The 24,696-nt window shown below is 62.3% G+C and carries 15 protein-coding genes; 11 read left to right on the top strand and 4 right to left on the bottom strand.

Going from position 1 to position 24,696, the window contains the following annotated elements:
• Positions 1-161 precede the first annotated feature (161 nt).
• The 3 genes from GVL04_RS01690 to GVL04_RS01700 all read left to right on the top strand — a co-directional run bounded on the left by GVL04_RS01690 (position 162) and on the right by GVL04_RS01700 (position 3,301).
• Positions 162-974, top strand: coding sequence for a hydrolase (locus GVL04_RS01690; RefSeq protein WP_159698568.1), 813 nt, complete (start codon positions 162-164; stop codon positions 972-974).
• Between the two features lie 94 nt (positions 975-1,068).
• The gene (locus GVL04_RS01695) at positions 1,069-2,001 is read left to right on the top strand and encodes an ABC transporter ATP-binding protein (protein ID WP_159698571.1); all 933 of its coding nucleotides are present in this window, start codon (positions 1,069-1,071) and stop codon (positions 1,999-2,001) included.
• Position 2,002: 1 nt separating this feature from the next.
• Positions 2,003-3,301 (top strand): ABC transporter permease, encoded by a 1,299-nt coding sequence (locus tag GVL04_RS01700; RefSeq protein WP_159698574.1) that lies wholly within the window; start codon positions 2,003-2,005, stop codon positions 3,299-3,301.
• An 80-nt stretch (positions 3,302-3,381) separates the two neighbouring features.
• Here the strand turns inward: GVL04_RS01700 and GVL04_RS01705 are convergent, their stop codons facing one another.
• Together GVL04_RS01705 and GVL04_RS01710 are read right to left on the bottom strand one after the other, a co-directional pair.
• Entirely contained in the window at positions 3,382-3,807 is a 426-nt protein-coding gene (locus GVL04_RS01705; RefSeq protein WP_159698577.1) for a ChaB family protein, read from the bottom strand.
• 175 nt (positions 3,808-3,982) lie between these two features.
• On the bottom strand, positions 3,983-4,933 hold the full coding sequence (locus tag GVL04_RS01710; RefSeq protein WP_159698580.1) for a CotH kinase family protein: 951 nt from the start codon (positions 4,931-4,933) through the stop codon (positions 3,983-3,985).
• Positions 4,934-5,070: 137 nt separating this feature from the next.
• Here GVL04_RS01710 and GVL04_RS01715 point away from each other — a divergent pair, with 137 nt between their 5' ends.
• Positions 5,071-5,850: a type 1 glutamine amidotransferase domain-containing protein gene (locus GVL04_RS01715; RefSeq protein WP_159698583.1), complete on the top strand. Its 780-nt coding sequence runs from the start codon at positions 5,071-5,073 to the stop codon at positions 5,848-5,850.
• Positions 5,851-5,893: 43 nt separating this feature from the next.
• Positions 5,894-6,505, top strand: coding sequence for a dihydrofolate reductase family protein (locus GVL04_RS01720; RefSeq protein ID WP_159698586.1), 612 nt, complete (start codon positions 5,894-5,896; stop codon positions 6,503-6,505).
• 18 nt (positions 6,506-6,523) lie between these two features.
• Here the strand turns inward: GVL04_RS01720 and GVL04_RS01725 are convergent, their stop codons facing one another.
• On the bottom strand, positions 6,524-7,435 hold the full coding sequence (locus GVL04_RS01725; RefSeq protein ID WP_159698589.1) for a LysR family transcriptional regulator: 912 nt from the start codon (positions 7,433-7,435) through the stop codon (positions 6,524-6,526).
• Positions 7,436-7,590: 155 nt separating this feature from the next.
• Here GVL04_RS01725 and GVL04_RS01730 point away from each other — a divergent pair, with 155 nt between their 5' ends.
• The 4 genes from GVL04_RS01730 (at position 7,591) to GVL04_RS01745 (ending at position 11,634) form a co-directional block, all read left to right on the top strand.
• Positions 7,591-8,649, top strand: a complete 1,059-nt coding sequence (locus tag GVL04_RS01730) for a nitrilase family protein (protein WP_159698592.1) — start codon at positions 7,591-7,593, stop codon at positions 8,647-8,649.
• A 52-nt stretch (positions 8,650-8,701) separates the two neighbouring features.
• Positions 8,702-9,901: a pyridoxal phosphate-dependent aminotransferase gene (locus GVL04_RS01735; RefSeq protein WP_159698595.1), complete on the top strand. Its 1,200-nt coding sequence runs from the start codon at positions 8,702-8,704 to the stop codon at positions 9,899-9,901.
• The gene (locus tag GVL04_RS01740; RefSeq protein WP_159698598.1) at positions 9,898-10,857 is read left to right on the top strand and encodes a D-glycerate dehydrogenase; all 960 of its coding nucleotides are present in this window, start codon (positions 9,898-9,900) and stop codon (positions 10,855-10,857) included. The genes GVL04_RS01735 and GVL04_RS01740 overlap by 4 nt, the downstream gene beginning before the upstream one ends.
• A 213-nt stretch (positions 10,858-11,070) precedes the next feature.
• Complete coding sequence (locus tag GVL04_RS01745; protein WP_159698601.1) at positions 11,071-11,634, top strand: dihydrofolate reductase family protein; 564 nt, start codon at positions 11,071-11,073, stop codon at positions 11,632-11,634.
• A gap of 83 nt (positions 11,635-11,717) precedes the next feature.
• On the opposite strand, the gene GVL04_RS01750 is transcribed toward GVL04_RS01745, so the two are convergent.
• Positions 11,718-13,241 (bottom strand): glycoside hydrolase family 43 protein, encoded by a 1,524-nt coding sequence (locus GVL04_RS01750; RefSeq protein ID WP_159698604.1) that lies wholly within the window; start codon positions 13,239-13,241, stop codon positions 11,718-11,720.
• A 427-nt stretch (positions 13,242-13,668) separates the two neighbouring features.
• Between GVL04_RS01750 and GVL04_RS01755 the strand changes: the two genes are divergently transcribed.
• Positions 13,669-13,944, top strand: coding sequence for a hypothetical protein (locus GVL04_RS01755; RefSeq protein ID WP_159698607.1), 276 nt, complete (start codon positions 13,669-13,671; stop codon positions 13,942-13,944).
• 148 nt (positions 13,945-14,092) lie between these two features.
• Positions 14,093-24,655, top strand: coding sequence for a non-ribosomal peptide synthetase (locus GVL04_RS01760; RefSeq protein WP_159698610.1), 10,563 nt, complete (start codon positions 14,093-14,095; stop codon positions 24,653-24,655).
• Positions 24,656-24,696: the final 41 nt, after the last annotated feature.

Below are 24,696 nucleotides of genomic sequence, written 5' to 3' on the forward strand. Positions count from 1 at the left end.
GACCTGACGTATCCCACTGTGATCCTGTGGCTTTGGTTTGGCAACACTGTTTGGACTGGCACTGCCCTTCCTGGCAAGTGCTCCCGTGCAATAATCTGGGCCCACCAGCCTGCGGCGCAAGGCGGACAGCAGGACCCTTATTTTGGCGGAAAGGACCACCCATGCTGATCTGCGCGGCTTGTGCCGTTGAGCGTGACGAAGCCATCCCGGAGCTCTGCCCCATTTGTACCGATGAACGGCAGTATGTGCCCGACGAAGGACAAAAATGGCTCAGCCTGGAGGAGCTGATGCTGGCTGGCCAGAGAATAACGTTGGAGGAGACCGAGCCGGGACTTATCGGGATCAGTACTGAACCAAAAGTCGGAATCGGCCAGACTGCCCAGCTGGTGGTGACATCCGTGGGTTCGTTGCTGTGGGACCCCGTGGGATACGTCGACGACGACGCCGTGAAGGCGGTACTTGAGCGGGGTCCTGTACTGGCGGTCGCCGCCAGCCATCCCCACATGTTCGGCGTGCAGGTCGAATGGTCACGGAGGCTTGGGGGCGTCCCTGTGCTGGTGGCCGATGCAGACCGTCAATGGCTGGGACGCGATGATCCGAACATAAGCTATTGGTCAGGGAGCAGGCCTATCGCCGAAGGGATAACGCTTCAGCAGACAGGAGGGCACTTCCCAGGCAGTGCGGTGGCCCACTGGCCCGCAGGTGCAGACGGGAAGGGGGTTCTGCTTACCGGCGACAGCGTGTTTCCCAATCCCGATCGTCGCTCGATTTCATTCATGCGCAGTTACCCGAATCGCTTGCCGCTGTCCGGCGCTGTGGCATTGCGGATCGCCGCGCAGTTGGGCGGGCTCGCGTTTGACCGCATCTACGGCAATTTCAACAACGTCATCGCGTCCGGTGCCAAGGCAGCACTTCACGATTCGGCTCAGAGGCACGCTGCCTGGGTGCGGGGCGATTTCGACCACCTGACCTGAATCAACAACGAACAGAGACCCCCTAACGGTGACAGTGTGAGCTGGAACCGAATCGTGACGCGCTTTCTCCGAGATTCTTTATAGAGTGAAAGACATGACTGCAGGGGGCACGGCCACCGAGCCGCTGGTTCACATCAAAGACTTCAGGATGGATTTCGGGGAGACAACGGTCATCAAAGACCTCTCCTTCGATGTCCAGGCCGGGGAAACATTTGGGTTCCTGGGCAGTAATGGCTCGGGAAAAACCACCACGCTCAGGGCGCTTCTGGGCATCTACCAGCCCACCGCCGGGACCCTGCACATTGATGGAAAACCCTTCGAACCCCGTGACGGTGCCCGGCTGGGTTACCTGCCGGAAGAACGCGGCCTGTACAAGAAGGAACACGTCCTGGACGTCATGGTCTACTTCGGCAGGCTCAAAGGCCTGTCCAAAGCAGAGGCGCGTACCTGGTCCCTGGAGTATCTGGAGCGGGTGAAACTGGCGGACAAAGCGAACCTGAATGTGGACAAGCTTTCCGGTGGCCAGCAGCAGAAGATCCAACTGGGTGTAACCATCATGAACAACCCGGAGCTCCTCATCCTGGACGAACCGACCAAGGGGTTCGACCCCGTGAACCGGCGCTTGCTGATGGACATCATAGAAGAACAAAAACTCGCCGGGGCGACCGTCATCATGGTCACGCACCAGATGGAAGAAGTGGAACGCCTCTGTGACCGGGTGATCCTCCTCAAGGACGGCACCTCACGCGCCTACGGAACGGTTTCGGAGGTCCAGGACCAGTTCGGTGGCACTATATATCGGCTGTCTTTTGAAGGAGCCCTGCCAGCTTCCGACCTCTTCGAGATCGTCTCCCACGGTCCGGGGACGGCAGACCTGGCCCCCAGGGACGGCGCCACGGAGACGGCGGTGCTGCGGGAGCTCATCTCTTCCGGCGTTGGAGTCCGCAGCTTCACCACCGAACGGGTTTCCCTGGAGGACATCTTCATCAGCGTCTACGGCGAACAAAACACCTTGGCGGAGGCCTGAGATGAGTACCACCACCAAACCTTCGCCAGCCATTGCTCCCGCACCCACCAAGCGCTCTCCCCTGAGCCGCCACAATCTCGGCACCGTGGTCGGCTTCGAGTTCACCAGAACGGTGAAAAAGCCACGCTTCTGGATCGCAACCCTCGCCATACCTGTGGTGATGGCCATCATCTTCGTACTGATCTTCGCCAGCAACACGTCCACGTCCGCCACTGCCCAGGCCCAAAAGAACGCGTCCCTGAACTTCACCTACACGGACGAGTCAGGAATCATCTCCGAGGCGGCTGCGGCAGCCATGGGCGGCAGCAAGGCGTCCGATCCTGACACCGCGCTTTCCGCCGTCAGGGCCGGCACCAGCGATGCGTACTTCGCATACCCGGCCAACCCGGCCACTGATACCGTCAAGGTCTACGGCACCGACAGAGGCGTGTTCGCCAACAACACCTACGAGGCGGTCGCAAAACAACTATTGGCTGTTGCGGCGCAAACCACCATCAACTCCCCCGAACTCACGGCCGCCGCCGGCGGTGAAGTCAAGGTCCAGACCGAGACGTTCCGGGATGGGAACGTTTCGGGAGGATTCGGCTCCGCGTTGCCACCCCTGATGTTCCTGCTGCTGTTCTACGTTGTCATCCTGCTGCTCTCCAACCAGATGCTGAACAGCACCCTTGAAGAGAAGGAAAACAGGGTCACCGAGATGATCCTGACCACCCTTAACCCGACCACGCTCATTGTCGGGAAGATCATCTCCCTGTTCCTGGTAGGCCTCGTACAGGTTTCGGTCTTCCTGGCCCCAGTCGTTGTCGGTTACGTCTTCTTCCGAGACCGGCTGGCCATGCCCGACTTCGATCTGTCCTCACTGACTTTCGAACCCGGCCCGCTCATCATCGGCGCACTGCTGCTCCTCAATGGGTTTACCCTGTTCACCGCAGTGCTGGTCGCCATCGGAGCGGTCATGCCCACCGCGAAGGAGGCCGGTGTCATCTTCGGCCCGCTGATGGCATTGATCTTTGTCCCGTTCTACGCGATCAGCCTGATTCTTTCGGACCCTACCGCGCCCATCGTGCAGGTGTTCACCTACTTCCCGCTCTCCGCGCCGGTCACCGCAATGCTTCGAAACGGATTTGGAACCCTGGGCACCGGGGAAGCGATCTTCATCATTGCCATGCTTTTCATCCTCGGCGTCCTGATCCTGCGGTTGGCCGTTCACCTGTTCCGCTACGGATCCATCCAGTACTCCAGCAAGCTCTCCATCACCAAGACCCTGAGGCGGCGACCGGCCGAACTCACCGGGAAATAGGACCCGGACCGCCGATGGCACGGCTACCGCTTCGATCACGATGCAGGAGATGATTGCTGCCGCGAGTTCTCAAGTACTCGCTATCCTTCCCGGGCTTTTCGGGTTGCAGCGTCATTGGCCTTTTGCAGGGCCTCCACCAGTTCATCCTTGTCCATTGTCGAACGTCCCTTGATATCCAACTCGCGGGCCCGCTGATAGAGGTGCTCTTTGGAAGCATTGGCATCCACTCCCCCAGCCGTGGGCGCATCTGAGTTGATTCCTTCTTCGGCCCGCTTATCCGAAGGGCCTCGTTCTTCCTTTGCCTCCCAGTGGTCGCCCACCTTCTCGTAGCTGTGTTTCAGCGAAGCGAAAGCGGTACGGGCGGCCCGGCTCTCATCGCCATCGTAGGAATCCATAGCCGAATCGTAGGTCTTGGCGAACGTGTCCTGGGCTTTCTGGTCCGAGCGCTGAAGGGTCGAAGGTAACTCGTCCTTCCGGGCATGATCGTTCTTGCCGGTCTTGGGCATTGCACTCACACTCCTGAGGTAAGGGACCTATCCAGCATGTGTCATCATCCGGGTCGTCCTCAAGCAGTCGCGGCCACCGGCCTCGGTCGAACCTGGATTTTTTCCCCAAGCGCTGCCGTTCGGTTCTGGATGAAGGTACCTGGTGTGTCCGCCTGTTTGGCAAGGTCCGCCGCCGTCAGGTTGTCGCTGCCATGTCATCGCCGTTGACCAGGAGGTTCATGGTGGCGGCATAGCGCGCGAAAGAGTCCACGTCCACCCAGTCGGCAAGCTCGGCGTCGAATTCCCCATCACTGGCCTCTGACAGCCACTTGAGGAAATCGACCACAGGCTGAAGGTCTTCCGAGTCCTCCCGGTTCAGTTGCTTGAACTGCTCCTCATACGTTTCCAAATCATCGCCCTGGTAGCTGAAGCTGGATTCTGCATCGGATTTGTAAAGCACCCCGGCGTTGCCAAAGAGGGAGTCTGCGTAGGATTCGTCGGGATTCTCCACCAGCAAGCGGGTTTGGGTGGCGCTGCCGTTCACGGAATAGGTGGTGGTGTAGGCGTAGCGCTGGGTGGCCTGACCGGTCGATGCTGTCAGCGCCAACGCCAATGCTTCGTTAAGTACCGGTGACCCCGGGCGCAAAGAGAGCTGCGTCAACCCCTCATAGGTCTGGCCGTCAACGTACTTGTCGAAGTCGATGAGCAGGGGAAGCGATTCCGGAACGTTGGCGGAAATGCCGTCCGAAGATCCCGTTCCACCGGCAGGACCCCTATCGCCGTCCCCACTCAAACTCCGCAATGTCGAGTTGCCCTTGAGGCGGACACCAACGCCGGACATAAGTGTCCCGTCAATGGTGATGTCAGCCTTGATCCACTCCTTTGAGCCGTTCGCTTCGTATGCTGCGATCATGGCGGCGTAGTCGGTCTCGTCCCAGACGACATTGACCTCATGGGTGGCGCCATCGGCAAAGAGGCCAGTTCCCGCCGTCGTGCTTTGACTGATCCCAGGGCTGGCCCCGGAGGGCTGGGCCGTGCCGCTGCTGGAGGCAGCTGGACTGATGGCCGCAGTCGTGGCGCATCCGGTCAGACCGAGGGTAACAGCGAGGAATGACGACGAAAGGATGAGGGACGCGGAGCGTTGCATGAACCGTCTGCTTTCAAGCCAGGAATTGGTTCAACCAACGATTCCCGTAGCACCTGTGCGCATACTGTGCCTGATCCATGCTGCACGTGTGCAAATGGCGGGGGCGTAGGGTGGAAGGTGGACGAAAGGAGCACCTCATGAAGAAAATCCTCATGGTACTAACCAGCGTTTCCGAGCTCGGCGATACGGGAGAGAAGACCGGCTACAACGTAGCCGAAGCTGCGCATCCCTGGAAGGTCTTCAAAGATTCAGGCCACTTCGTCGATTTTGCTTCCATTAAGGGCGGCCAGCCTCCGCGCGATGAAGTGGACCCCGATGATCCCATCCAGGTTGCCTTTACGACGGACGAGACAACACGCGCCGGGCTCTACAACACTGCCCGCGTGGATGTCATCGACCCCGGGCAGTACGACGCCGTCTACCTCGTTGGAGGCCACGGCACCATGTGGGACTTCCCGGACAGCGAAGGCCTGCAGAACCTCGTAGCCAGTGTCTACAACGCCGGCGGCCTGGTGGGCGCGGTCTGTCACGGGCCGGCAGGCCTGTTGAACGTGGAATTGGAGAACGGATTCCGACTGGTCGAAGGCAGGGACATTGCGGCGTTCACCAATGACGAGGAAGTGGCAGCGGGGAAAGACAAGGTCATCCCGTTCTTCCTGGCAGACCGCCTTGAGGAACAGGGAGCACACCATGTCTCCGCCGGCGTCTTCGAAGAGAAGGTGGTGGTGGACGATCGGCTGGTGACCGGCCAGAACCCTGCCTCAGCAGCCGGGGTGGCCAAGGAAATGGAGAAGCTTTTCGCCGAAGTAATCCACCAGGAAAAGGCCGAGGAGCAGCACGAGGCTGAGGCTTTGCGGGCAGAGAAGGACGCCGGGAAAACTGCCCGGAAGCAGGCAGCGGCAGACGCCGAACACTAGTGTCCAGCTGTGGGTAGCCACCCATCAGAAGGAGATGAAGGCAATGTCCACCATCACTGTTTTCGAGAGTGTCACCCTCGACGGCGTTATGCAGGGTCCCGGCCGCGCCGACGAAGACACGCGCAATGGGTTTGCCCACGGAGGGTGGGCCGACGGATACCAGGACGAAGTATCGATGAAGTACGCCGGCGAGGGAATGAGTACTGGAGGCGGACTCCTGTTTGGCCACCGCACCTACGACGACGTACTGGGATACTGGACGTCCGTCGGCTCCAACCCGTTCGTCGACGTCCTGGTGGGCTCGGACAAGTTCATCGCCTCGCGCAGCGCTGACAGCGAACTGCCCTACCCGAACAGCGAACTCCTCGTCGGGGATGCCGTATCGACAGTGGCCTTGCTCAAGAACCGGTACCCCCGCGACCTCATGATCATGGGGAGCGGTAACCTGGTTCGACAACTCCACGCCGCAGGCCTGATCGATCGGTACACACTTTTGGTGCACCCCATCGTACTCGGAGCAGGAACCCGCCTCTTCCCGGATGGAACGCGTACCGACCTGAAGCTGGAACGCAGCATCCCCACTTCCACCGGCGTGATCATTTCCGAATACAGCGTCAGGCCGGTGTGGATAAACCCCACTCCGGCCGGGGCATAGTTCGGGACGCTCTCCTTTCTACGGGACCGCTACGGTACCGGTCTGGATGCCACCTTCACGGTGGGTCTGGACTGACTGAAGAAACAGCGGGATCAAGGGGTTTTGGGCCTCGAGGAGCCAAGCAGTCCCGATGCTCCAACTGGCGGAGTCGAGGCCTATGGGGATAAGTTGCACACCGTCGGGAACGATAGCCGAGGCGCTGGCGGGCACCACCGACGATCCAGCTCCTGCAGCGACGAGGGCCAATACTGTCAGCAAGTCCGAGGTCTGGTACATGGTGGCTGGGCTGCACCCCAGATCGGAGAACAGTTTGCTGGTTTGAGCGGTTAAACCAGGACCTCGGGCCGGAACAAGGCGAATCAAAGGACGGTCCTGGAGCCACGTCCGCAAACTTCTGCGATCGGGCTCAGGAATCTTTTCGCCGGTTGGGACAGCGAGGGCAAGCCGGTCCCGACGAACAACCCGCGTGGCAATGTCCGTCGGAGCTGGAAGACGGACGAATCCAATGCCTAGAGAACCGTTGCGGATGGCGGCGAACTGCGCGGACGAGGACATGTCTTCGAGCCTGATATCAATCCGGGGGTAACTGGTCCTGAACGTGGCGACCGCCCGCGGGGCTACGTCGATCGCCGACATCCCAAACCCCACGTTGAGCACACCTTCAGCGCCCGTCGCCACGCGCTCCATTCGCTGGGCCAGGGCGTCTGCCCTGCGCACCAGGTCAACCGAATCGACCAGCAACGCCTCACCCGCCGGGGTCAGCGCTGCACCGTGCCGTCCACGGTAGAACAGTGTGGTTCCTGCCTGCCGTTCCAGGACTTGGATCTGTTTTGTGAGGGCGGATTGGGTAGTCAACAGCGCCTTGGCAGCGGCACCGAAGTTCCGGTTTTCGGCGACCGCGATAAACGAGCGCAACAGGCGAAGTTCCATTCCACAATGCTATCGAAGACGCGTTACGCATTCCTCCAGTTGATGTGACAGTCCCTCACTAAGTATTCCTCAATGGAATCAAATACGGTCAAATATTCATTGGACAGCATGTATCACTACCGCCAGCATTGGAGGGTCACAACCAAGGAGACCCAATGCCCAACGATTCACAGCCAATCCTCCGCGCCTCAACGGTGCAGTTCGAAGCGGTCCCGGACCGACCGGACCTCAATCTCGAGACCATCCGTCGGCTGGCAACCATGGCGAGCAAAGACGGAACACAACTGGTGGTGTTCCCGGAAATGTGCCTGCTCGGCTACTGGCACCTTCGCAGGCAAACAACCAAGCGATTGGAGGAGCTTGCCGAGGCCACGGACGGCCCGAACATCCAGGCGGTCCGCAGGCTCGCCCGCTATTTGGGGGTGGGCATCGGCGTCGGCTACTTGGAGGCCGGTGGTGACGGCAAACTCTACAACTCCTACACGGTTTGCCTTCCGGACGGAGCCCACCATACACACCGGAAAATCCATGCTTTCGAACACGAGGCCATCGAAAGCGGCTCACAATTCACAGTGTTTGACACCCCATGGGGAGTCAAGATCGGAATCCTGATTTGCTGGGACAACAACCTCGTCGAAAACGTCCGCGCAACCGCACTGCTCGGCGCGACAGTTCTGCTGGCACCTCACCAAACCGGTGGAACGGACTCCCCAAGCCCCCGCGGCATGAAGCCAATCCCGGCCGCGCTGTGGGAAAACCGGACAGCAGATCCCGCAGCGATCCAAGACGCATTCCGGGGACCCCACGGCCGCGAATGGCTCATGCGCTGGCTACCGGCCCGGGCACACGACAACGGAATCTTCATCCTCTTCAGCAACGGCGTTGGTCCCGACGACAACGAGATCCGCACAGGCAATGCGATGATCATCGACCCTTACGGGTCAATTGTCGCCGAAACCTGGGTGGCTGACGAAGCGATTGTCACCGCCGATCTCGACCTCAGCCTCATACCCCTGTCAACCGGGCGTCGATGGATCCGGGGGCGCCGACCAGAACTCTACGGCCTTCTGACCCAACGGCAGGGCCATGAGTTTGATGCCCGCGCCGCACGCTTCTCGCCGGACCCGGTCAACCTTCAACAAGGGCATACCGAGATGCTCCGACATGCTGATGTCACTCCACCCAGCGCGTCACATCCACCTTTGATATATTAGTTAAGTATTAGATGTCTATGAATGACTCTTAACTCAACGAGGAGTACACAGCATGCAGCAACTCGCGCATCGACTCGAACGGCTCGGCACCGAAACTGCCTTCAGCGTCGCCCAAGCCGCCGCGGCCTGGAAAGCGAAGGGGAACCTGGTCTACCCCTTCCACCTCGGCGACATCAACATCCCGACCGCCCCACATATCGTCGAAGCAATGACCAAGGCAATCGCTGACGGCTACACGGGTTACTGCCCCGGCCCCGGTATCCCCCAGCTTCGCGAAGCCCTCGCCGAAGACCTCGGCTCCCGTCGAGGCATCAGCCTGTCTCCCGACAACGTCGTGGTCATGACGGGCGGCAAGCCGGTAATCACGAAGTTCCTGCAGGCGGTCATGAATCCCGGGCAGGAGGTGCTCTACCCGAATCCCGGCTTCCCGATCTACGAGTCGCAGATCGAATACCTCGGAGGCACGGCCGTGCCGTACCGCTATATCCCCACAAGCCAGGGCTTCTCCATCGACCTCGACCAGGTACGCGCGTCCATCACTCCGAACACCGTTGCAATCATTTACAACGACCTGCAGAACCCCATCTCCGCGGAATCCACTGCGGCTGAGCGTGAGGCCATCGCTCAGCTCGCCCAGGAACACAACCTCTGGGTGCTCTCTGACGAGGCTTACTTCGAGACCCGCTACGAGGGCGTCTCCAGCTCGATCGCTTCGATCCCAGGCATGGCCGAACGCACCGTTATCCTCTACACCTTCAGCAAGAAGTTTGCCATGACCGGTTCTCGCCTTGGCTGTGCGGTCGCGCCCCTTGAGATCGCCAAAGTGCTCAGCACGCTCAACACCAACGACGAGTCATGCACCACCCACTACGTGCAGTGGGCGGGCATCGAAGCACTTCGCGGAACCCAGGAACCCGTCCAGCAGATGCTCGATATCCTGCGTGAGCGCCGGGATGCGGCGTGCGAGCTCGTGAACTCCGTCCCCGGCATGCACGTCGCGGTACCTCAATCGACGTTCTACCTGTTCCCGGACGTCACCGACGTCATGGCGAAAATGGGGTACACGGCAGTGGGCGACTTCGCCTCCGACGCGCTGTACAAAACCGGCGTCTCCTTCTGCACCCGCGAGCACTTCGGCCGACGCCAGCCAGGCGAAGAGAGGCAATACATCCGGCTCGCCTACTCGGGCATCGACGTCGCCGACATCCGCGACGGCCTCGGCCGCCTGCGCGATTGGATCGTGACCGCATGAGCCGCGTCGTCGTTACGGGACGCATCCCCGACGCTGCGATTGAAAAGCTTCGCGCTGAGCATGAGGTAGACGCCTGGACAGGCCCGGAGGCCATCAGCCGCGAAGAGCTCCTGCGCAGGGTCGCCGGCGCCGATGCGATCGTGAGCCTGCTCACCGAACGCGTCGACGCCGAACTGCTCGACGCCGCTGGCCCGCAGCTCAAAGTCGTGGCGAACGTCGCCGTCGGCTATGACAACATCGACGTGCCCGCCTGCACCGAACGGGGCATCGTGGCCACCAATACGCCGGGCGTGCTCACGGAAGCCACGGCCGACATCGCGTTCGGTCTCATTCTCATGGCAACCAGGCGGCTTGGCGAGGGTGAACGGCTCATCCGCTCCGGGCAGCCTTGGAAGTGGGGCATGTTCTTCCTGCTCGGGTCCAGCCTGCAGGGCAAGACACTTGGCATCGTGGGTATGGGCGGCATCGGCCAGGCGACGGCTCGTCGGGCCAAGGCCTTCGGCATGGACGTCGTCTACCAGTCCCGCAGCGGGATCGATCCCAAGATCGCTGCCGAACTGGATGCACAACGCGTCGATCTGGACGAGTTGCTGGCCGTTTCCGACGTCGTATCCCTGCACTGCCCCTACGGTCCCGCCACTCATCACCTGATCGGGGCCGAACAACTCGCGGCAATGAAGAACTCGGCGTTTCTGGTCAACACCGCGCGCGGACCCATCGTCGATGAAGATGCCTTGGCGGCAGCACTCCGGGAGGGTGCAATCGCAGGAGCCGGACTTGACGTCTACGAGCACGAGCCCCGCGTACATCCCGGCCTTTTGGAGTTGGACAATGTTGCGCTGCTGCCACACCTTGGCTCGGCCACGGTGGAGACGCGCACCGCCATGGCGATGCTCGCAGCCGACAACGCCCTCGCGGTGCTCAGCGGGGAACAACCACCCGCAGCCATCTCGTAGGGCATGATCTGGAGCATTGATTCGTTTGGGGGCGTACGCGTTTCGCGGACGCCCCCGGCAGCTCTCCTGTATGGCACGAAATACTGCAGGGGAAACTACTGGCGGGTTGGTCTGTTCGTAGCCGATCAATTTCATCCTGGAGTACAGTCGAGCCATCACTCAACCGCAGGTAATCTGCAGCACCGCAGACTACCTTCCACGCGAGGAACAGACATGGGCAAAGTAGCCTGGGGATTCACATGCTCCATCGACGGTTTCATCGCTGGGCCTGGACACGACATGAGCTGGTTATCCGATGCCGAACCACTCAACGACGGCACCACGGAGCGGATGGCGGGCGAGGTCGCGGTGATCATTTCCGGCAGGGACGGCTATGACGCCGCGAAAGCCCAACGGGACGACAGGGATCAGATGACCGCCGAGGCCTATGGCGGTGCCTGGTCCGGCACCGAGTTCATCCTCACCCACCGGCCGGAGGACATCGCCGACGACCCCACCATCATTGCGCTTAATTGCGACATCGTGGAGGCAGTCCGCCGCGCCCAGGAGATCGCAGGCGACAAGGACGTGCAGATCATCAGCGCCGACATCGCGCGCCAAGCACTGGAGCACGACCTCATCGACGAACTGCAGGTCTTCGTAGCACCAGTGTTCCTCGGCGACGGCACCCGGATCTTCGACGTCCCCGGAGGGCGCCGCTACGACTGGGAGCTCGACCAAATGTACGAGGGTGCCGAGCGTAGTTTTGGGCGGACTTACCGGCCGAAGCGGCGCTAGCTTCAGCCGGCCGCGGGGTTCGTTGCTGTTCGCTCCAGGACACGCTGAAGCCACTCGGGGACACGCTGAAGGAGTGGGCACTCCTAAACCTGATGGTCGTATTCGAAGCGCTTCATCACCACTCTCCCTCTTAAAGCTGACAGTCCGATGACTCGACCAGTGAACCCGCCGGCGACCTCGGTCGAAAGATACCTACCATCAAGACTGGCGAGCGTCGTCAGCCGGCCCCGATCTCGAAAGGCTAGTGTGACTTCGTCGGGTCCGGTATTTTTACCCGGTTGGCCCGCCAAGGGCGAGTCGCTGCAGCTGATCACCAGCTGCAGCGGATCACTGGTCGGGCTGATCTCCGCCGTTGCCAGCACCTGCTGAAGTGGTCCGACTTGGGCGAGGACCCTGATTTGTGGTCCGGATGCCTCGATGGCATACCAGTGGGTGCCGTCGATCCTCAGGAGGAACCTGACTGCCGCGTCACCGGACAAGAGAACTGACGCGCGGGCACTCCACATAAGGCCGGGGACTCTGGTTGCAAGGATCGGAGCGCTGCCCGTGTTGCTCTGGCCTATGAGGAGTCCTGATGGACTGTGGGCTGTGAACGTGTCGGGGTCGTTGCCGGGAGAAATCCATCGATGGTGAAGGCCCTCGGAGGAGAAATCGTCGGTGAACGAAGAGTCGGCGGCGGGAACCTGATAACGGTCTTGATCGAACCGCGGCCACCCATCTTCCCAGGAAATACCCGCGACAAAGGTTTCCCGACCCAGGACGTGATAGCCGGGAACAACGCCGCGGGGACGCACACCGAGGTAGACCGCGGCCCAGTCGCCGTCGCTGGTTTCCACCAGGTCCGCGTGGCCGACGTTCTGGACGGGCGCTGCGGTGCTGCGATGACTGAGGATAGGGTTGGCCGAACAAGGCTCGAAGGGACCCTCGGGACTGCTGGCCCGGCTGATAGAGACCGCGTGCCCACGTTCAGTGCCACCCTCGGCCAACAGCAGATACCACCAACCGCCCACCTCGTACAGGTGCGGCCCCTCGGGGTAGGCGAGCCCCGTTCCCTGCCACACCTTCTTCGGGGACTCCAAGAGGCGGCCGGCGTCCAGATCTAGACGCGCTTGGACTATCCCGGACTCATTCTCGGCAGGACCGAACCCCACCCAGGTAAGGTAGCAATTCCCCTCGCTGTCCCAGGCAATGTCCGGGTCGATCCCCAGTGTGCCCGGGATCTGAACAGGTTCACTCCATGGGCCGGCGGCCTCATTAGCCCGCAACAGCAAATGGCCGCCACCAAAGTCGCTCATGTTGGTGGTAACGAACCAGAATTCACCGTTGTGGTGTCTCAGAGTCGACCCGAAGATTCCGCCGGAGGATCGCCCGTCCCCAACAGCGAACTGACTCCTACGGGTGAGGATATTACCGATTTGCTCCCACGCCACCAGGTCCCTGCTGTGGAAGATCGGTGCGCCAGGGAAATACTCAAAGCTCGACGTCGACAGATAGTAGTCTTCGCCGACCCGGCAGATGGTGGGATCCGGATGAAAACCCGGAATGACCGGTGTGACGGCGGCAGAATTTGCCGCCTGCCGAACCTGCTCGACTGCAGTGTCAACCAAAGGGGCTCCGTCCGTTGCTGGCTTTCACTACCCGGTTAGCGGGTAGTAAGGAAATTCCAACCGTACGAGCTCTTGCGCGGCACTCGTATCCGCACTTTCACTGGTTGGAACGTCTATTCGCCTTCACAACAGCGGCCCAGCGGACGGCCACGCCATCCAGCGTGGGAAGGTGGACTGACCCACTGACCGCCGCGGTGAGGGCGGTGCCGCGTTCACCGTGCCTTAGATCTGGTCTTTCAGCGCTGCCGTTCCGCTGCCATACAACTGCTCGTAGAAATCAGCGTAGGCGGTGTGGTGGGTCGGCTGGAACGTGGCCGTACCTTGGGCTGAACTGCATCCCATCCACAAGGGTGGCAGCTCCGAATCACTGATGGCGCGGCACACTGTGGCGCGCGGACAACATCAGCTACGTAATGGAGAAGATCCCGTGAACAAGCCATCCAAGAACGCCGCACGCATCGCCGCCGGAACCGTCCTTGCCGCCTCCGCCTTCACCCTTGCCTCTCTTCCTGCACAAGCAGCGACCACAACCGACACCCCGACGGCTACCAACACAACCGCGGCCGATTCCGGGGTAAATGTGCTCAACAATTTGCTGGCTGGAGGCATCCTGAACGGTGGGCTCATCAACGGCCCGCTGATCAACGGTCCCCTCCTGGACGGTGATGTGCTGGGTCCACTCCAGATCGGCCAATTCCAGTAGCGGCCGCTTTCCAGCGGCCAGTTCCGCACCTTCGCACCACACGAGCGCCCCTCCGTCCCTGACGTGAGCACGCGCAACCATGACGCGGCAGTCCTGATTCCCAGGGCTGCCGCTGCTTTCGCACACTTCCCCACCGCAGAGAAGGATTATGAACTCCCCTATCCCCGCTTCCCCTGACCAGCCCGGCGTTCCGGAGGACCAGGCACCAGCCCGGATGGGTTTGACGGCCGCCCAGCGAGGCATCTGGTACGCGCAAAAGCTGGCACACGGCAGCCCCATGTATCAGATTGGACAGTTCATCGAGATCGCCGGCCCGTTGGACGTTGCCCGGCTGGAGGCCGCTGTGGCCCGGGCCGTTGCGGAGACGCCCGCTCTGAACCTTGCGTTCGGCGAAGACGACGACGGTCCCTACCAGTACGCAAAAACGGCAGTGGCCGCCGTGCAGTTCACCGACCTCAGCGAGTGCGGGGACGAGTCTGTCCGCGAACGCACAGCACGCGAACTAATGGACGCGGACATGGCACAAGCGCGCAGCGTGGAAGACGGCGGGCTGCTCCACACCGAGGTCATCCGGATCACCGGGACCAGGCACTTCTTCTACCAGCGCGTTCACCACTTGCTGCTCGATGGATACTCCGCTGTGGTGGTCCTGCGCCGCGTCGCCGCAGTTTACGAGGCACTCGGCGCTGCCGAAGATATGGGCTGCGCCGCGGGCCTCGACTTTGCCCCGTTCGCGGAATTGATCTCGGATGACCACAGCTACCAGTCCTCCGACGCGGCAGCCACAGACGCGGCCTACTGGGCAGGGGAACTCGAAGGCAACCCGGTCCCCGCCGGATTGGCGGGCCGCCCCATGGGCACGGCGGACTCGCTTCTGCGCTCCGCCCGGAGTCTCTCTCCGGCTGCTGTAGAAGCACTGGAGTCAGCATCCGGCACGGCCCCGGCGTTGATTCTGACTGCTGCGTCCTTGTACCTGCACAGGATGACCGGGGAACAACATGTATCCCTCGCATTGCCAGTAACGGCCCGACGCGGAAGGCTGGCCAAGTCCACGCCCTCGATGCTCTCGAACATTGTCCCGGTCAGAGTGGACATCACTCCCGGGGCCACCGTCCAAGACATGGTGACAACGATGGGAGGAAAGCTGCGTGGGGCCCTGATCCACCAGCGCGCCCGCTTCGAGTCCTTGAGCGGCCAAGACGGCTATGCGGGCCCCTCGGTCAACATCCTTCCGGTTCTCGAAAATATCTCCTTTGGCGAGGCAACCGGTGCCATGCACATTCTCTCCACCGGGCCCATTGATGACTTGTCGATCATCGTTCATGGCCTGTGGCAAGGTCCCAGGGCCGAGGTGACGGTTCAGTTTGCGGCGAACGCCGATCTCTACAGCCAGGCAGGCCTGGACGAACACCTGATGCGTTTCGTCCGTCTGCTGGGCTCGCTTCTGGCCAGTCCTGAAGATCCGACGGCGGCCCTGTCCGTGACTACAACGGACGAAGAACAGGCGCTTCTCGCCAAGGGAGACGCCGAGTCCGTGGACCTGCCAGGCCACACAGTTGTTGAGGAGTTCCAATCAGTGGCAACAGCGGCTCCTGAACGAACCGCCGTGGTTGCTTCCGACGGTTGCCTGACTTTCGCCGAGGTGGAGCGCCGCTCCAACCAGCTGTCCCGATTCCTGCGCGGGCGTGGGGCCGGGCCGGGCAGCACCGTGGCCGTTCGACTGGACCGCAGCGTCCTGCTTCCCGTTGCCATCCTGGCCATCCTCAAGGCCGGAGCAGCCTACGTTCCACTGGACCCGGACTACCCTGCGGGCCGGGTCGAGGGGATGCTGGAGGATGCGGAACCGATCATCTTGCTCACGCAAGCTGCCTTGGCCGAAGACAGTGACCCAGGCAGGCCGCAGACCAAGGTCCCGGTGACTGTCCTGGATTCCGCCGGGACAACGGCAGCACTGGAAAGCCAGGACCACACGCCCCTGCCTCCCAGTGCTGGACAGCACGATCTTGCCTACGTCATATTCACCTCGGGATCCACTGGCAGACCCAAGGGCGTCGGCGTGGAACATTTGGCACTCCTGAATCTGCTGACCTCCCACCGCGACAGGATCTTTGATCCAGCGGAAAGACGGCTCGGCCGGCCTCTGCGCGTAGCCCACACGGCCGGGCTGTCCTTCGACGCCTCCTGGGATCCCATTCTGTGGCTGCTGGCAGGGCACGAGCTGCACATGGTGGACAACCAGACCCGTCGCGACCCCGAGGCATTGAGTCTGTTCCTGGCGGACGAACTCATCGACTCAATCGAAACAACGCCCTCGTTCGCCAAGGCTCTGCTGGCCGGAGGACTCTTCGACCGGGACGCCCATCCCTCTGTTGTGGCCCTGGGCGGCGAAGCCGTGGACCCGGCCACCTGGCGCGAGTTGGCGGCCCATGATGGCGTAGTGGCCTACAACTTCTATGGCCCCACTGAAACCACGGTGGATTCACTCACTGCGGTGATGGAACCCGGCACGGATGTCACCCTGGGAGGATCCGTAGCCAACAGCCGGCACTACATCCTTGACTCGGGCCTCAACCCAGTCCCTGCCAACGCCATCGGAGAACTGTACGTCGCAGGCCCAAACCTGGCACGCGGCTACCTGGACCAACCCGGACTGAGCGCCGGGAAATTCGTGGCTGATCCGTTTGTAGGGGACGGCTCACGTATGTACCGCACGGGAGATGTAGTGCGCCGATTGGACGACGGCACCCTGCAGTTCCTTGGCCGCATGGACCAGCAGGTCAAGATCCGGGGCTTCCGCATTGAACTGGCCGAAATCGAGGCAGTCCTGCGCGGCATCACCGGGGTGGCCCAAGCAGCAGTGACAGTAACAAAGAACAAAGCGGGCTACGACCAACTGCTCGCCTACGTCACCCCCGCCGGCACTGAGCCCGGGCTCGAAGACAGCCGCACGTTCGAAGGAATGACTGCCCCGCAGCCTCTGGACTCATCCGCCATCCGCAAGGAGGCACGCAGGACGCTGCCCGACTATATGGTGCCCGCTGCGGTTCTCACCATTGATTCGATTCCGCTGACCGCCAACGGCAAACTGGATACCCAGGCACTGCCAACTCATGAACCGCAAGTAGCAACCACTGAGCCGCGCACCCACGCCGAGCGTGTGGTGTCAGAGGCGTTCCGCGAGATCCTGGGCCTGGAAGCCGTGGGACGTGAGGACGACTTCTTCGACCTCGGCGGCCACTCACTCCTGGCCACGCGGCTGGCGGCATTCCTGCGGGACGCCACGGGCTCGGCTCCGGCACTGCGAACGATCTTCGAGGAACCTACAGTTGCCGGCCTCGCCGCGGCTTTGGAACACGACGGAACGTCCATTCCTGAACTCAGGGCGAAGAACCGCCCCCAAAGGATCCCCCTATCCTTTGCGCAACGCAGGCTCTGGTTCCTGAACCGGCTTGATCACGAGTCCGGCGCTTACAACATCCCGATCGTCCTGACCTTGAAAGGTCATCTGGAGGTGGATGCCTTGGAAGGAGCACTGACCGACGTCGTCTCCCGGCACGAGACCCTTCGCACCATCTTCCCTTGGTCCGAGGGCGAACCCCACCAAGAAATCCTGCCCCCGGATGCAGCGCTCGCAAAACTGTTGGCCATCCAGTGCGACGCAGGCAACCTGGAGCGCGCACTGCGGGCAGAGACACAGCGTGGCTTTGACATCACCAGCGAACTTCCAGTCCGGACAGTCCTGTTCCAACTCGCACCGGACCACCATGTCCTGGCCATCACGCTGCACCATGTTGCCGCGGACGGCTGGTCCCTGGCACCGCTCGCCCGGGACCTCTCCCAGGCATACACTGCGCGGCTTCGCGGAGCAGCTTCACCGGCCGTCAACCTGCCCATCCAGTACGCCGACTACACCCTGTGGCAACGCGAGGCCTTGGGGCAGGAAGATGACCCATCGAGCCCGATTTCGCGTCAGTTGGAATTCTGGGCACGCGAACTCAAGGGTTCTCCCGAGGAGCTGCAGCTGCCCTACGACTTCCCACGCGGAACCCGTGAAGGCGACCTCCCGGCGTCGTCGATTCCCTTGGAACTGGACGCCGTGACTTCCTCGGGTTTGAAGGCATTAGCGAAGACGCACAACGCGAGTCTTTTCATGGTGCTGCAGGCCGCCCTGGCGGCGCTGCTGACGAAGTCTGGTGCGGGCGAGGACATCCCGCTCGGCACGCCGGTTGCCGGGCGGACGGATACTCAACTGAACGAACTGGTGGGCTTCTTCGTCAACACCCTGGTGCTGCGGACCAATACGTCCGGGAATCCCACAGCCGCTGAGCTGGTGGAGAGCGTCCGCTACACCAACCTGCACGCCTACGGAAATCAGGATGCCCCGTTTGAACGCGTGGTGGAGCAACTCAATCCGACGCGATCACGCCACCGCCACCCGTTGTTCCAAGTGATGCTGACGCTGCAAAACACCCCTGACGCTGTGCTGGCCATGGACGGTGTGGAGGCATCGGCGGACTTGGGAAGGGAGCCGGGTGGTGCGAAGTTCGACCTGCTCCTGGACCTTGCCGAACGGGACGGTGACGTTATGGCCGGATCCCTCGCCTACAACCCGTCCCTGTTCACACGCAGCACGGTGGAGCGGCTGGCAGCAGGTTTTGCACTGGTTGCCGGGCAGTTCGCCACGGACTCCGGCGTGAGCCTGGACCGGCTGCGGATACAGAGCCCAGCCGACCACGCAACTGTGCTGGCCAGCGGCGTCGCCACCGAGCAGGACGTCCAGTGGGCCACCATCCTGGACGCGTTCTCAGAGACGGCCACCCTGCGGGCGTCACAGATTGCGGTGGCGGCCGGGACGGGTGTTGCAGGGTCTTCCTGGACCTTCGCCCAGCTTGAGAAGCGGGTAAGGACCATCGCGAACGGCCTCAGCGTTCACGGTGTACGCCCCGGTGACCGGGTGGCGGTCGCTATCCAGCGATCAGCCGACGTCGCCGCTGCCGCCTTGGCCGTGCTCGCGGCAGGTGCCGTCTATATCCCCCTTGACCTCTCCTATCCGAAGCAACGGATCCGGATGATCCTGGAGGACAGCACCCCCTCAGTGGTGATGGTCGACGCCGACTCGACCGCCGGCGTCGAACCGGACAAAGCGGTGACCCTGGCCGGCCTCCTGGCCAGCGGCGCAACGGCCGCAGCCGGCGACCAGGCGGATCGCGCGCCAAACGCACATGACCTTGCCTATGTTTTGTACACCTCGGGTTCCACCGGACGGCCCAAGGGTGTTGCGGTAACGCATGGCGCTTTGGCCAACCTTTACGCGCACCACCACCGCACCCTGTTTGCCCCTCGCCTCGCGGCCGCCGCGGATCAGCCCGTGGCCGTGGCGCACATTGCAGGCCTCGGATTTGATGCTGCCTGGGATCCCATGCTCTGGATGGTTGCCGGTGCCGAGCTGCACCTGGTGGCTGATGAAGAACGGGGCGACGCCGAAAGCCTCACCCGTTACTGCCTCGACCACGGCATCAACGTTCTGGAGACCACACCGTCGTTTGCCACGCAATTGCTGCAGTACGGCCTGTTGGAGCACCAGCGCGAACAACCGCTGATCCTGATTCTCGGCGGTGAAGCAGTCTCAGGCGCCCTGTGGGAACGCCTGGCCGCCGATCCTTCAGTTCGAGCCCTGAATTTCTATGGCCCTACGGAATTCACCGTTGACTCTGTCACGGCGGATATCGAGGGAAGCAGGCCAATAATTGGGCGGCCGGCCGGCAATACGTCGGCCATGGTGTTGGATGCCTACTTACAGCCTGTCCCGGTGGGAGTTCCCGGGGAACTGTATTTGGCGGGCGCGGGAATGGCGCAAGGATACGACCAGCGCTTTGACGAGACCGCATCGCGTTTCGTGGCGAATCCCTTCACATCGGACGGTTCCCGCATGTACCGTACGGGCGACGTCGTGAGGCGGGACGCCAACGGCGTGCTGGAGTTCCTCGCCCGGAGTGATGACCAAGTGAAAGTGCGCGGATTCCGGATCGAATTGGGTGAAGTGGAGTCGGCACTGGCCAGCCACCCCCAGGTACGGCAGATCGCTGCGGTGCCGGATGGCAAGCCTGCCCAGAGGATCATCGCGTACGTTGTTGGCGACGTGGACCTAGCTGAACTCAGAACACGTGCTGCTGAACTACTCCCTGACTACATGGTGCCCGCCGTCTTCATGTCCATCCCGGCGCTGCCTCTAACCTCGCACGGCAAGCTGGACCGCGCAGCCCTCCCGGCGCCCGCGGCCGCCGGCGCGGGCAGCGGGACAGCTCCGGCAACGCCCGAAGAACATGTCATTGCCGGTATTTTCGCTGAGGTTCTTGGGCTGGACAGCGTTGCCATGGACGACGACTTCTTCCTCATGGGAGGTCATTCCCTCTTGGCAATCACCATCATGGGCAAGATCCGGGAAGCGTTCGGCACAACACTTCCGTTGCGGGCGCTCTTCGACCTACCCACTCCAGCCGCTTTGCTGGCGGCGGTCGCGTCCGAACGGCCGCACGATTCAACGCACGACGGCGGCATGGAACTTGACGCTGATGACTCGCCTCAGGCTGGGGCAACCGCACTTTCGGAGTGGATTGCCACACGCGGTACAGCCCGTCCGGAGCAACCCGCGCTCTCCTTCGCCCAGCAACGTATGTGGTTCCTCAACCAGCTGGATCCAGGTTCGGCGGACTACAACATCTCCCTGGCTGCAGAGCTGGAGGGCGAGGTGGACGAAAATGCCCTTTCCACCGCCATCGACGCTTTGGTGGCCCGGCACCAAATTCTCAGAACGAGCTACCCTGCAACAGCAGGCACACCGCACCAAAAGATCCGTCCGGCAGAGGAGGCCCGGGGCCTCCTGCGGATCATCCCGGTGCATTCTGAAGAGGAGGAATCAAGCATCCTGGCCCAGGAGGAAGGCCAGGGCTTCGACGTAACCCTCGATCTTCCCCTGCGCGCCGTCCTGCTGCGCCGTGGCTACGGAGAGGCTTCGGTATGGGTGCTTCAGTTAGTGCTGCATCACATCGCCAGCGACGGCGCGTCCCTCGCGCCGCTGGCCCGTGACCTTTCGGAGGCCTACGCCGCCGCGCTCAAGGGAACAACCAGCAGCCGCGCCCCGCTGGCCATCCACTATGCAGACTTCAGCGCGTGGCAGCAGGAGGAACTGGGCAAAGACGGCACGTCCACACGGAAAATTGATGACTGGCGGGAGGCCCTCTCAGGAATACCCACGGAGCTCAACCTCCCTGCCGATCAGCGCCGTCCCAGGGAGACACGTCAGCCGGGCAAGCAACACAGCTTCCATCTCAGTGCCGCAGCCCTCGAGGCCCTGAACTCCGTCGCAGCCCGCTCGAACGCGAGCCTGTTCATGACGCTCCACGGCGTACTCGCCGGCTTCTTGCACCGCCTTGGTGCCGGCGATGACGTGGTCATTGGCTCCCCAACAGCCGGACGGTCTGATCCGGTGCTGGAAGAGCTGGTGGGCTTCTTCGTCAACACCTTGCCGCTACGGATCAGTGCTGCCGGCCATCCCTCCTTGCAGGCCATGGTAAACCGTGCCCGGACCAGCGTCCTGGCCGCCTTCGATCATGACGACGTCCCTTTCGAGCGGTTGGTGGAAGCGCTGAATCCTGAACGTGAACTAGGGCGGCACCCGTTGTTCCAAACCATGCTCACCGTGGACAACTCCGCCGCGGCCGTTCCGGAACTCCCCGGCGCCGTTGTCCGGCCGTTGCCCGGCAGCGGTTCCGGGGAAGCCAAGTTCGATCTCTCCTTCACCTTCCGCCCGGGCACCACGGGGCTTTCGGCAACGCTGGAGTACAACGCAGCAATGTTCCAGGAAGCCACCATTGAACGTTTGGTGACCACTTTGGTGCGTTTCGTGGAGCGCGGCACCTCCAACCCGGATACGCCCTTAGCAGAGCTGACGTTGATTGACCCTGAGGAGGCTGCCGCGTTGGAGGCGCTCACAGCGGGACGACGTTCCGCCGTCGGGCATCAAACGGACGCGGCCGACGGCGTCCTGGCCGCCTTCGCCGCGACCGTCATGTCAGTTCCGGACTCTGTGGCGCTGGTAACCGGGCGCGATGAGCAGACGTTTGCGGAGCTGGCCTCTTCGGTGGCAGTCCTGGCCTCCGGGCTGGAGCAGCAGGGGGTCGCCGCGGGCGATGTCGTCTCAGTGTTCCTGCCACGGTCCGCGGGAACCATCCAGAGCTTGTTGGGCGTGATTGCCACAGGCGCGGTCTACAACCCGATTGATACCGAGTATCCCGACGACAGAGTGGTGGCGATCCTGGAAGATGCCGCGCCCTCTGTGGTTGTCACCTCCGGGCTGGTCGCCGAACGCATGGCGGCGCTGCTGTCCAGGGTGGCAGCCCGGAACCCTGCGCGTGAGGTTCCGCGCCTGGTGATGATGCCCGAACTCCTTGGGCATTCACACGGCGAAGGGTTGAATTCCGGCCAAGGGCTCGACTCAGCCCGGGAACTGCAGGAACGCCAACCGGCAGGCCGGGACCTCGCCTACGTGATGTTTACCTCGGGTTCCACGGGCAGGCCCAAGGGCGTGGAAGTTAGCCATGGCGCCTTGGGTGCCCTGCTGGAATCCCATCGGGAGACGCTCTTCGCTGGGCTCGATCCCGCCATCACCGGAGTCCAGCAGAACGTGGTCCACACCACCGGAGTCGGCTTCGACGCTTCGTGGGATCCCATTCTCTGGATGATTTCTGGTCATCGGCTCCACCTGGTGGACGACGCCATCCGGCGAGATCCTGCAGCCTTGGCTGGTTACCTCGAAGACCATCGGATCAGTGTGTGGGAAACAACACCCGGTTACGCGCGGCAGCTTCTTAAGGAACCCGCATTCACCAGGATGCTGGATGGTGTTGGCGCAGCGCCGGAATCCGGATTCAACCTCGCCTTGGGTGGCGAAGCTTTCGACGCCACCCTCTGGGATGAGCTGTCAGGCAAAGAGAACGTGACCGCATGGAACCTCTACGGCCCCACTGAGGCAGCGGTGGATACCCTGGTGGCCCGCGTCCGGGATTACGCTGCCCCGGTACTGGGAGCACCGACCTCAGGGACCAGGCTGTATGCCCTCGACGCCCTTTTGCGGCCGGCTCTTCCGGGGGTTCCCGGCGAGCTGTACATCGCAGGTCGCCAACTGGCTAACGGTTACCGCGGCCAGCCAGGGCTCACTGCCGAACGCTTCGTTGCGGATCCGTTCAGCTCTGATGGTGGGCGGATGTACCGCACTGGCGACCTCGTGGTGCGGCATGCTGACGGGAGCATCGTTTTCTCTGGACGGAACGACCAGCAAGTCAAGATCCGTGGTTTCCGTGTGGAACCCGGTGAGATCGAACAGGCGGCCGCTGGCGCCTCGGATGTCAAGGCGGCCGTGGTCAGGGCAGTACCGTCCGGTGACAGTATGCGCCTGGTGGCCTGGGTGGTCCCGGTAGACGGTACCGTGGTTGATGCTTCTGACGAGGCAGCCGCGTTTGCCGAGGGAGTTCGCTCGCACCTTCGCAATTTGCTGCCGGACTATATGGTGCCTTCGGCTGTGGTCACCATCGCCGAGATTCCACTGACGCAACACGGCAAAGTAGACACTGCAGGGTTGCCGGACGCCGCAAGCGCCTCCCGCACATCCGGCAAAGTCCCCCGGACGCCGCGTGAGCAAACCGTGGCTGCGATCTTTGCCGATGTCTTGTCACTGGACAGGGCGGGAGTGGACGAATCATTCTTCGAGTTGGGCGGGCATTCGTTCCTGGCGCAACCGTTGATAGCCAGGATCAATGCAGCGTTGGGTACGTCCCTGCAGGTCCAGTCGCTGTTCCGGTCTCCAACAGTTGAGGGGCTGCTTCGGGAGGCTTCCCGCGGCGTGGAGGAAAACGCAGCGGAGACTTTGCGGCAGATACTGCCTTTGCGCACCACCGGAACCAAGGCGCCCCTGTTCGCGGTCCATCCAGCGTCGGGGATAGCGTGGGGATTTGCCTCGATGCTTGGTTCTTTGGATCCTGAGCGGCCTCTGATTGGACTCCAGATGCCGGGGATGGAGCCGGGTGCAACCCATCCCGTGACTGCTGTCAGCCTCACGGAACTGGCGGATGCCTACATCGACAGTATCCGCAGCGTTCAGCCCTCCGGCCCCTATCATCTTCTGGGCTGGTCTTTTGGCGGCCACTTGGTCCACCGGTTGGCAACAAGGCTCCAGGAACTCGGTGAAAAGGTTGCGTCTCTGACCATCCTCGACGCGTTTCCCGGGACCGAGGAGAACAACGACGACGTCGGAAACGGTTCCGGTATATGGGCCGCGTACTTGGAGGCGCAGGGCTATGCACTTGACGACGCCGACACCGTGGGACTTGATGCAGTCCGCGCCCAGGAGATCCTGCGCCGGAACCACAATCCGCTGGGCACGGTTCCGCTGGATGCAGTGGAAGCCATGGTGGAAAACTTCCCGGTGCTGGCACGTCTGATCCGGGAACAAAAGCCTGCGGTTTTCGACGGCGAACTGTTGCTTTTCCGTGCGATTGCCGACGTTCCTGCTGGAACACCGGGAGCCGAAGCCTGGGAGCCCTTCATTACCGGGAGCATCACCGACGTCGAGGTGCCGGACAGGCACTCCCGGATGTTAAGTGACACAGCTCTCGCCACAATCATGCCGGCATTGGCCATCCAGCTTGGGGGGTGAGTCCGAATGACCTACAACGCCTCGGAACCCGGGGCACTGTT

Origin of the sequence: Arthrobacter sp. 18067 (genome assembly GCF_902706295.1) — a bacterium.
In the GTDB taxonomy this organism is placed as follows: domain Bacteria; phylum Actinomycetota; class Actinomycetes; order Actinomycetales; family Micrococcaceae; genus Arthrobacter.

Bases quoted from the DNA above. Each gene is read 5' to 3' on its own strand.
- GVL04_RS01745 (WP_159698601.1), top strand. From the start codon at position 11,071: ATGGGCAAAGTAGCCTGGGGATTCACATGCTCCATCGACGGTTTCATC.
- GVL04_RS01730 (WP_159698592.1), top strand. From the start codon at position 7,591: ATGCCCAACGATTCACAGCCAATCCTCCGCGCCTCAACGGTGCAGTTC.
- GVL04_RS01740 (WP_159698598.1), top strand. From the start codon at position 9,898: ATGAGCCGCGTCGTCGTTACGGGACGCATCCCCGACGCTGCGATTGAA.
- GVL04_RS01690 (WP_159698568.1), top strand. From the start codon at position 162: ATGCTGATCTGCGCGGCTTGTGCCGTTGAGCGTGACGAAGCCATCCCG.
- GVL04_RS01695 (WP_159698571.1), top strand. From the start codon at position 1,069: ATGACTGCAGGGGGCACGGCCACCGAGCCGCTGGTTCACATCAAAGAC.
- GVL04_RS01700 (WP_159698574.1), top strand. From the start codon at position 2,003: ATGAGTACCACCACCAAACCTTCGCCAGCCATTGCTCCCGCACCCACC.
- GVL04_RS01735 (WP_159698595.1), top strand. From the start codon at position 8,702: ATGCAGCAACTCGCGCATCGACTCGAACGGCTCGGCACCGAAACTGCC.
- GVL04_RS01710 (WP_159698580.1), bottom strand. From the start codon at position 4,933: ATGCAACGCTCCGCGTCCCTCATCCTTTCGTCGTCATTCCTCGCTGTT.
- GVL04_RS01715 (WP_159698583.1), top strand. From the start codon at position 5,071: ATGAAGAAAATCCTCATGGTACTAACCAGCGTTTCCGAGCTCGGCGAT.
- GVL04_RS01720 (WP_159698586.1), top strand. From the start codon at position 5,894: ATGTCCACCATCACTGTTTTCGAGAGTGTCACCCTCGACGGCGTTATG.
- GVL04_RS01705 (WP_159698577.1), bottom strand. From the start codon at position 3,807: ATGCCCAAGACCGGCAAGAACGATCATGCCCGGAAGGACGAGTTACCT.
- GVL04_RS01760 (WP_159698610.1), top strand. From the start codon at position 14,093: ATGAACTCCCCTATCCCCGCTTCCCCTGACCAGCCCGGCGTTCCGGAG.
- GVL04_RS01725 (WP_159698589.1), bottom strand. From the start codon at position 7,435: ATGGAACTTCGCCTGTTGCGCTCGTTTATCGCGGTCGCCGAAAACCGG.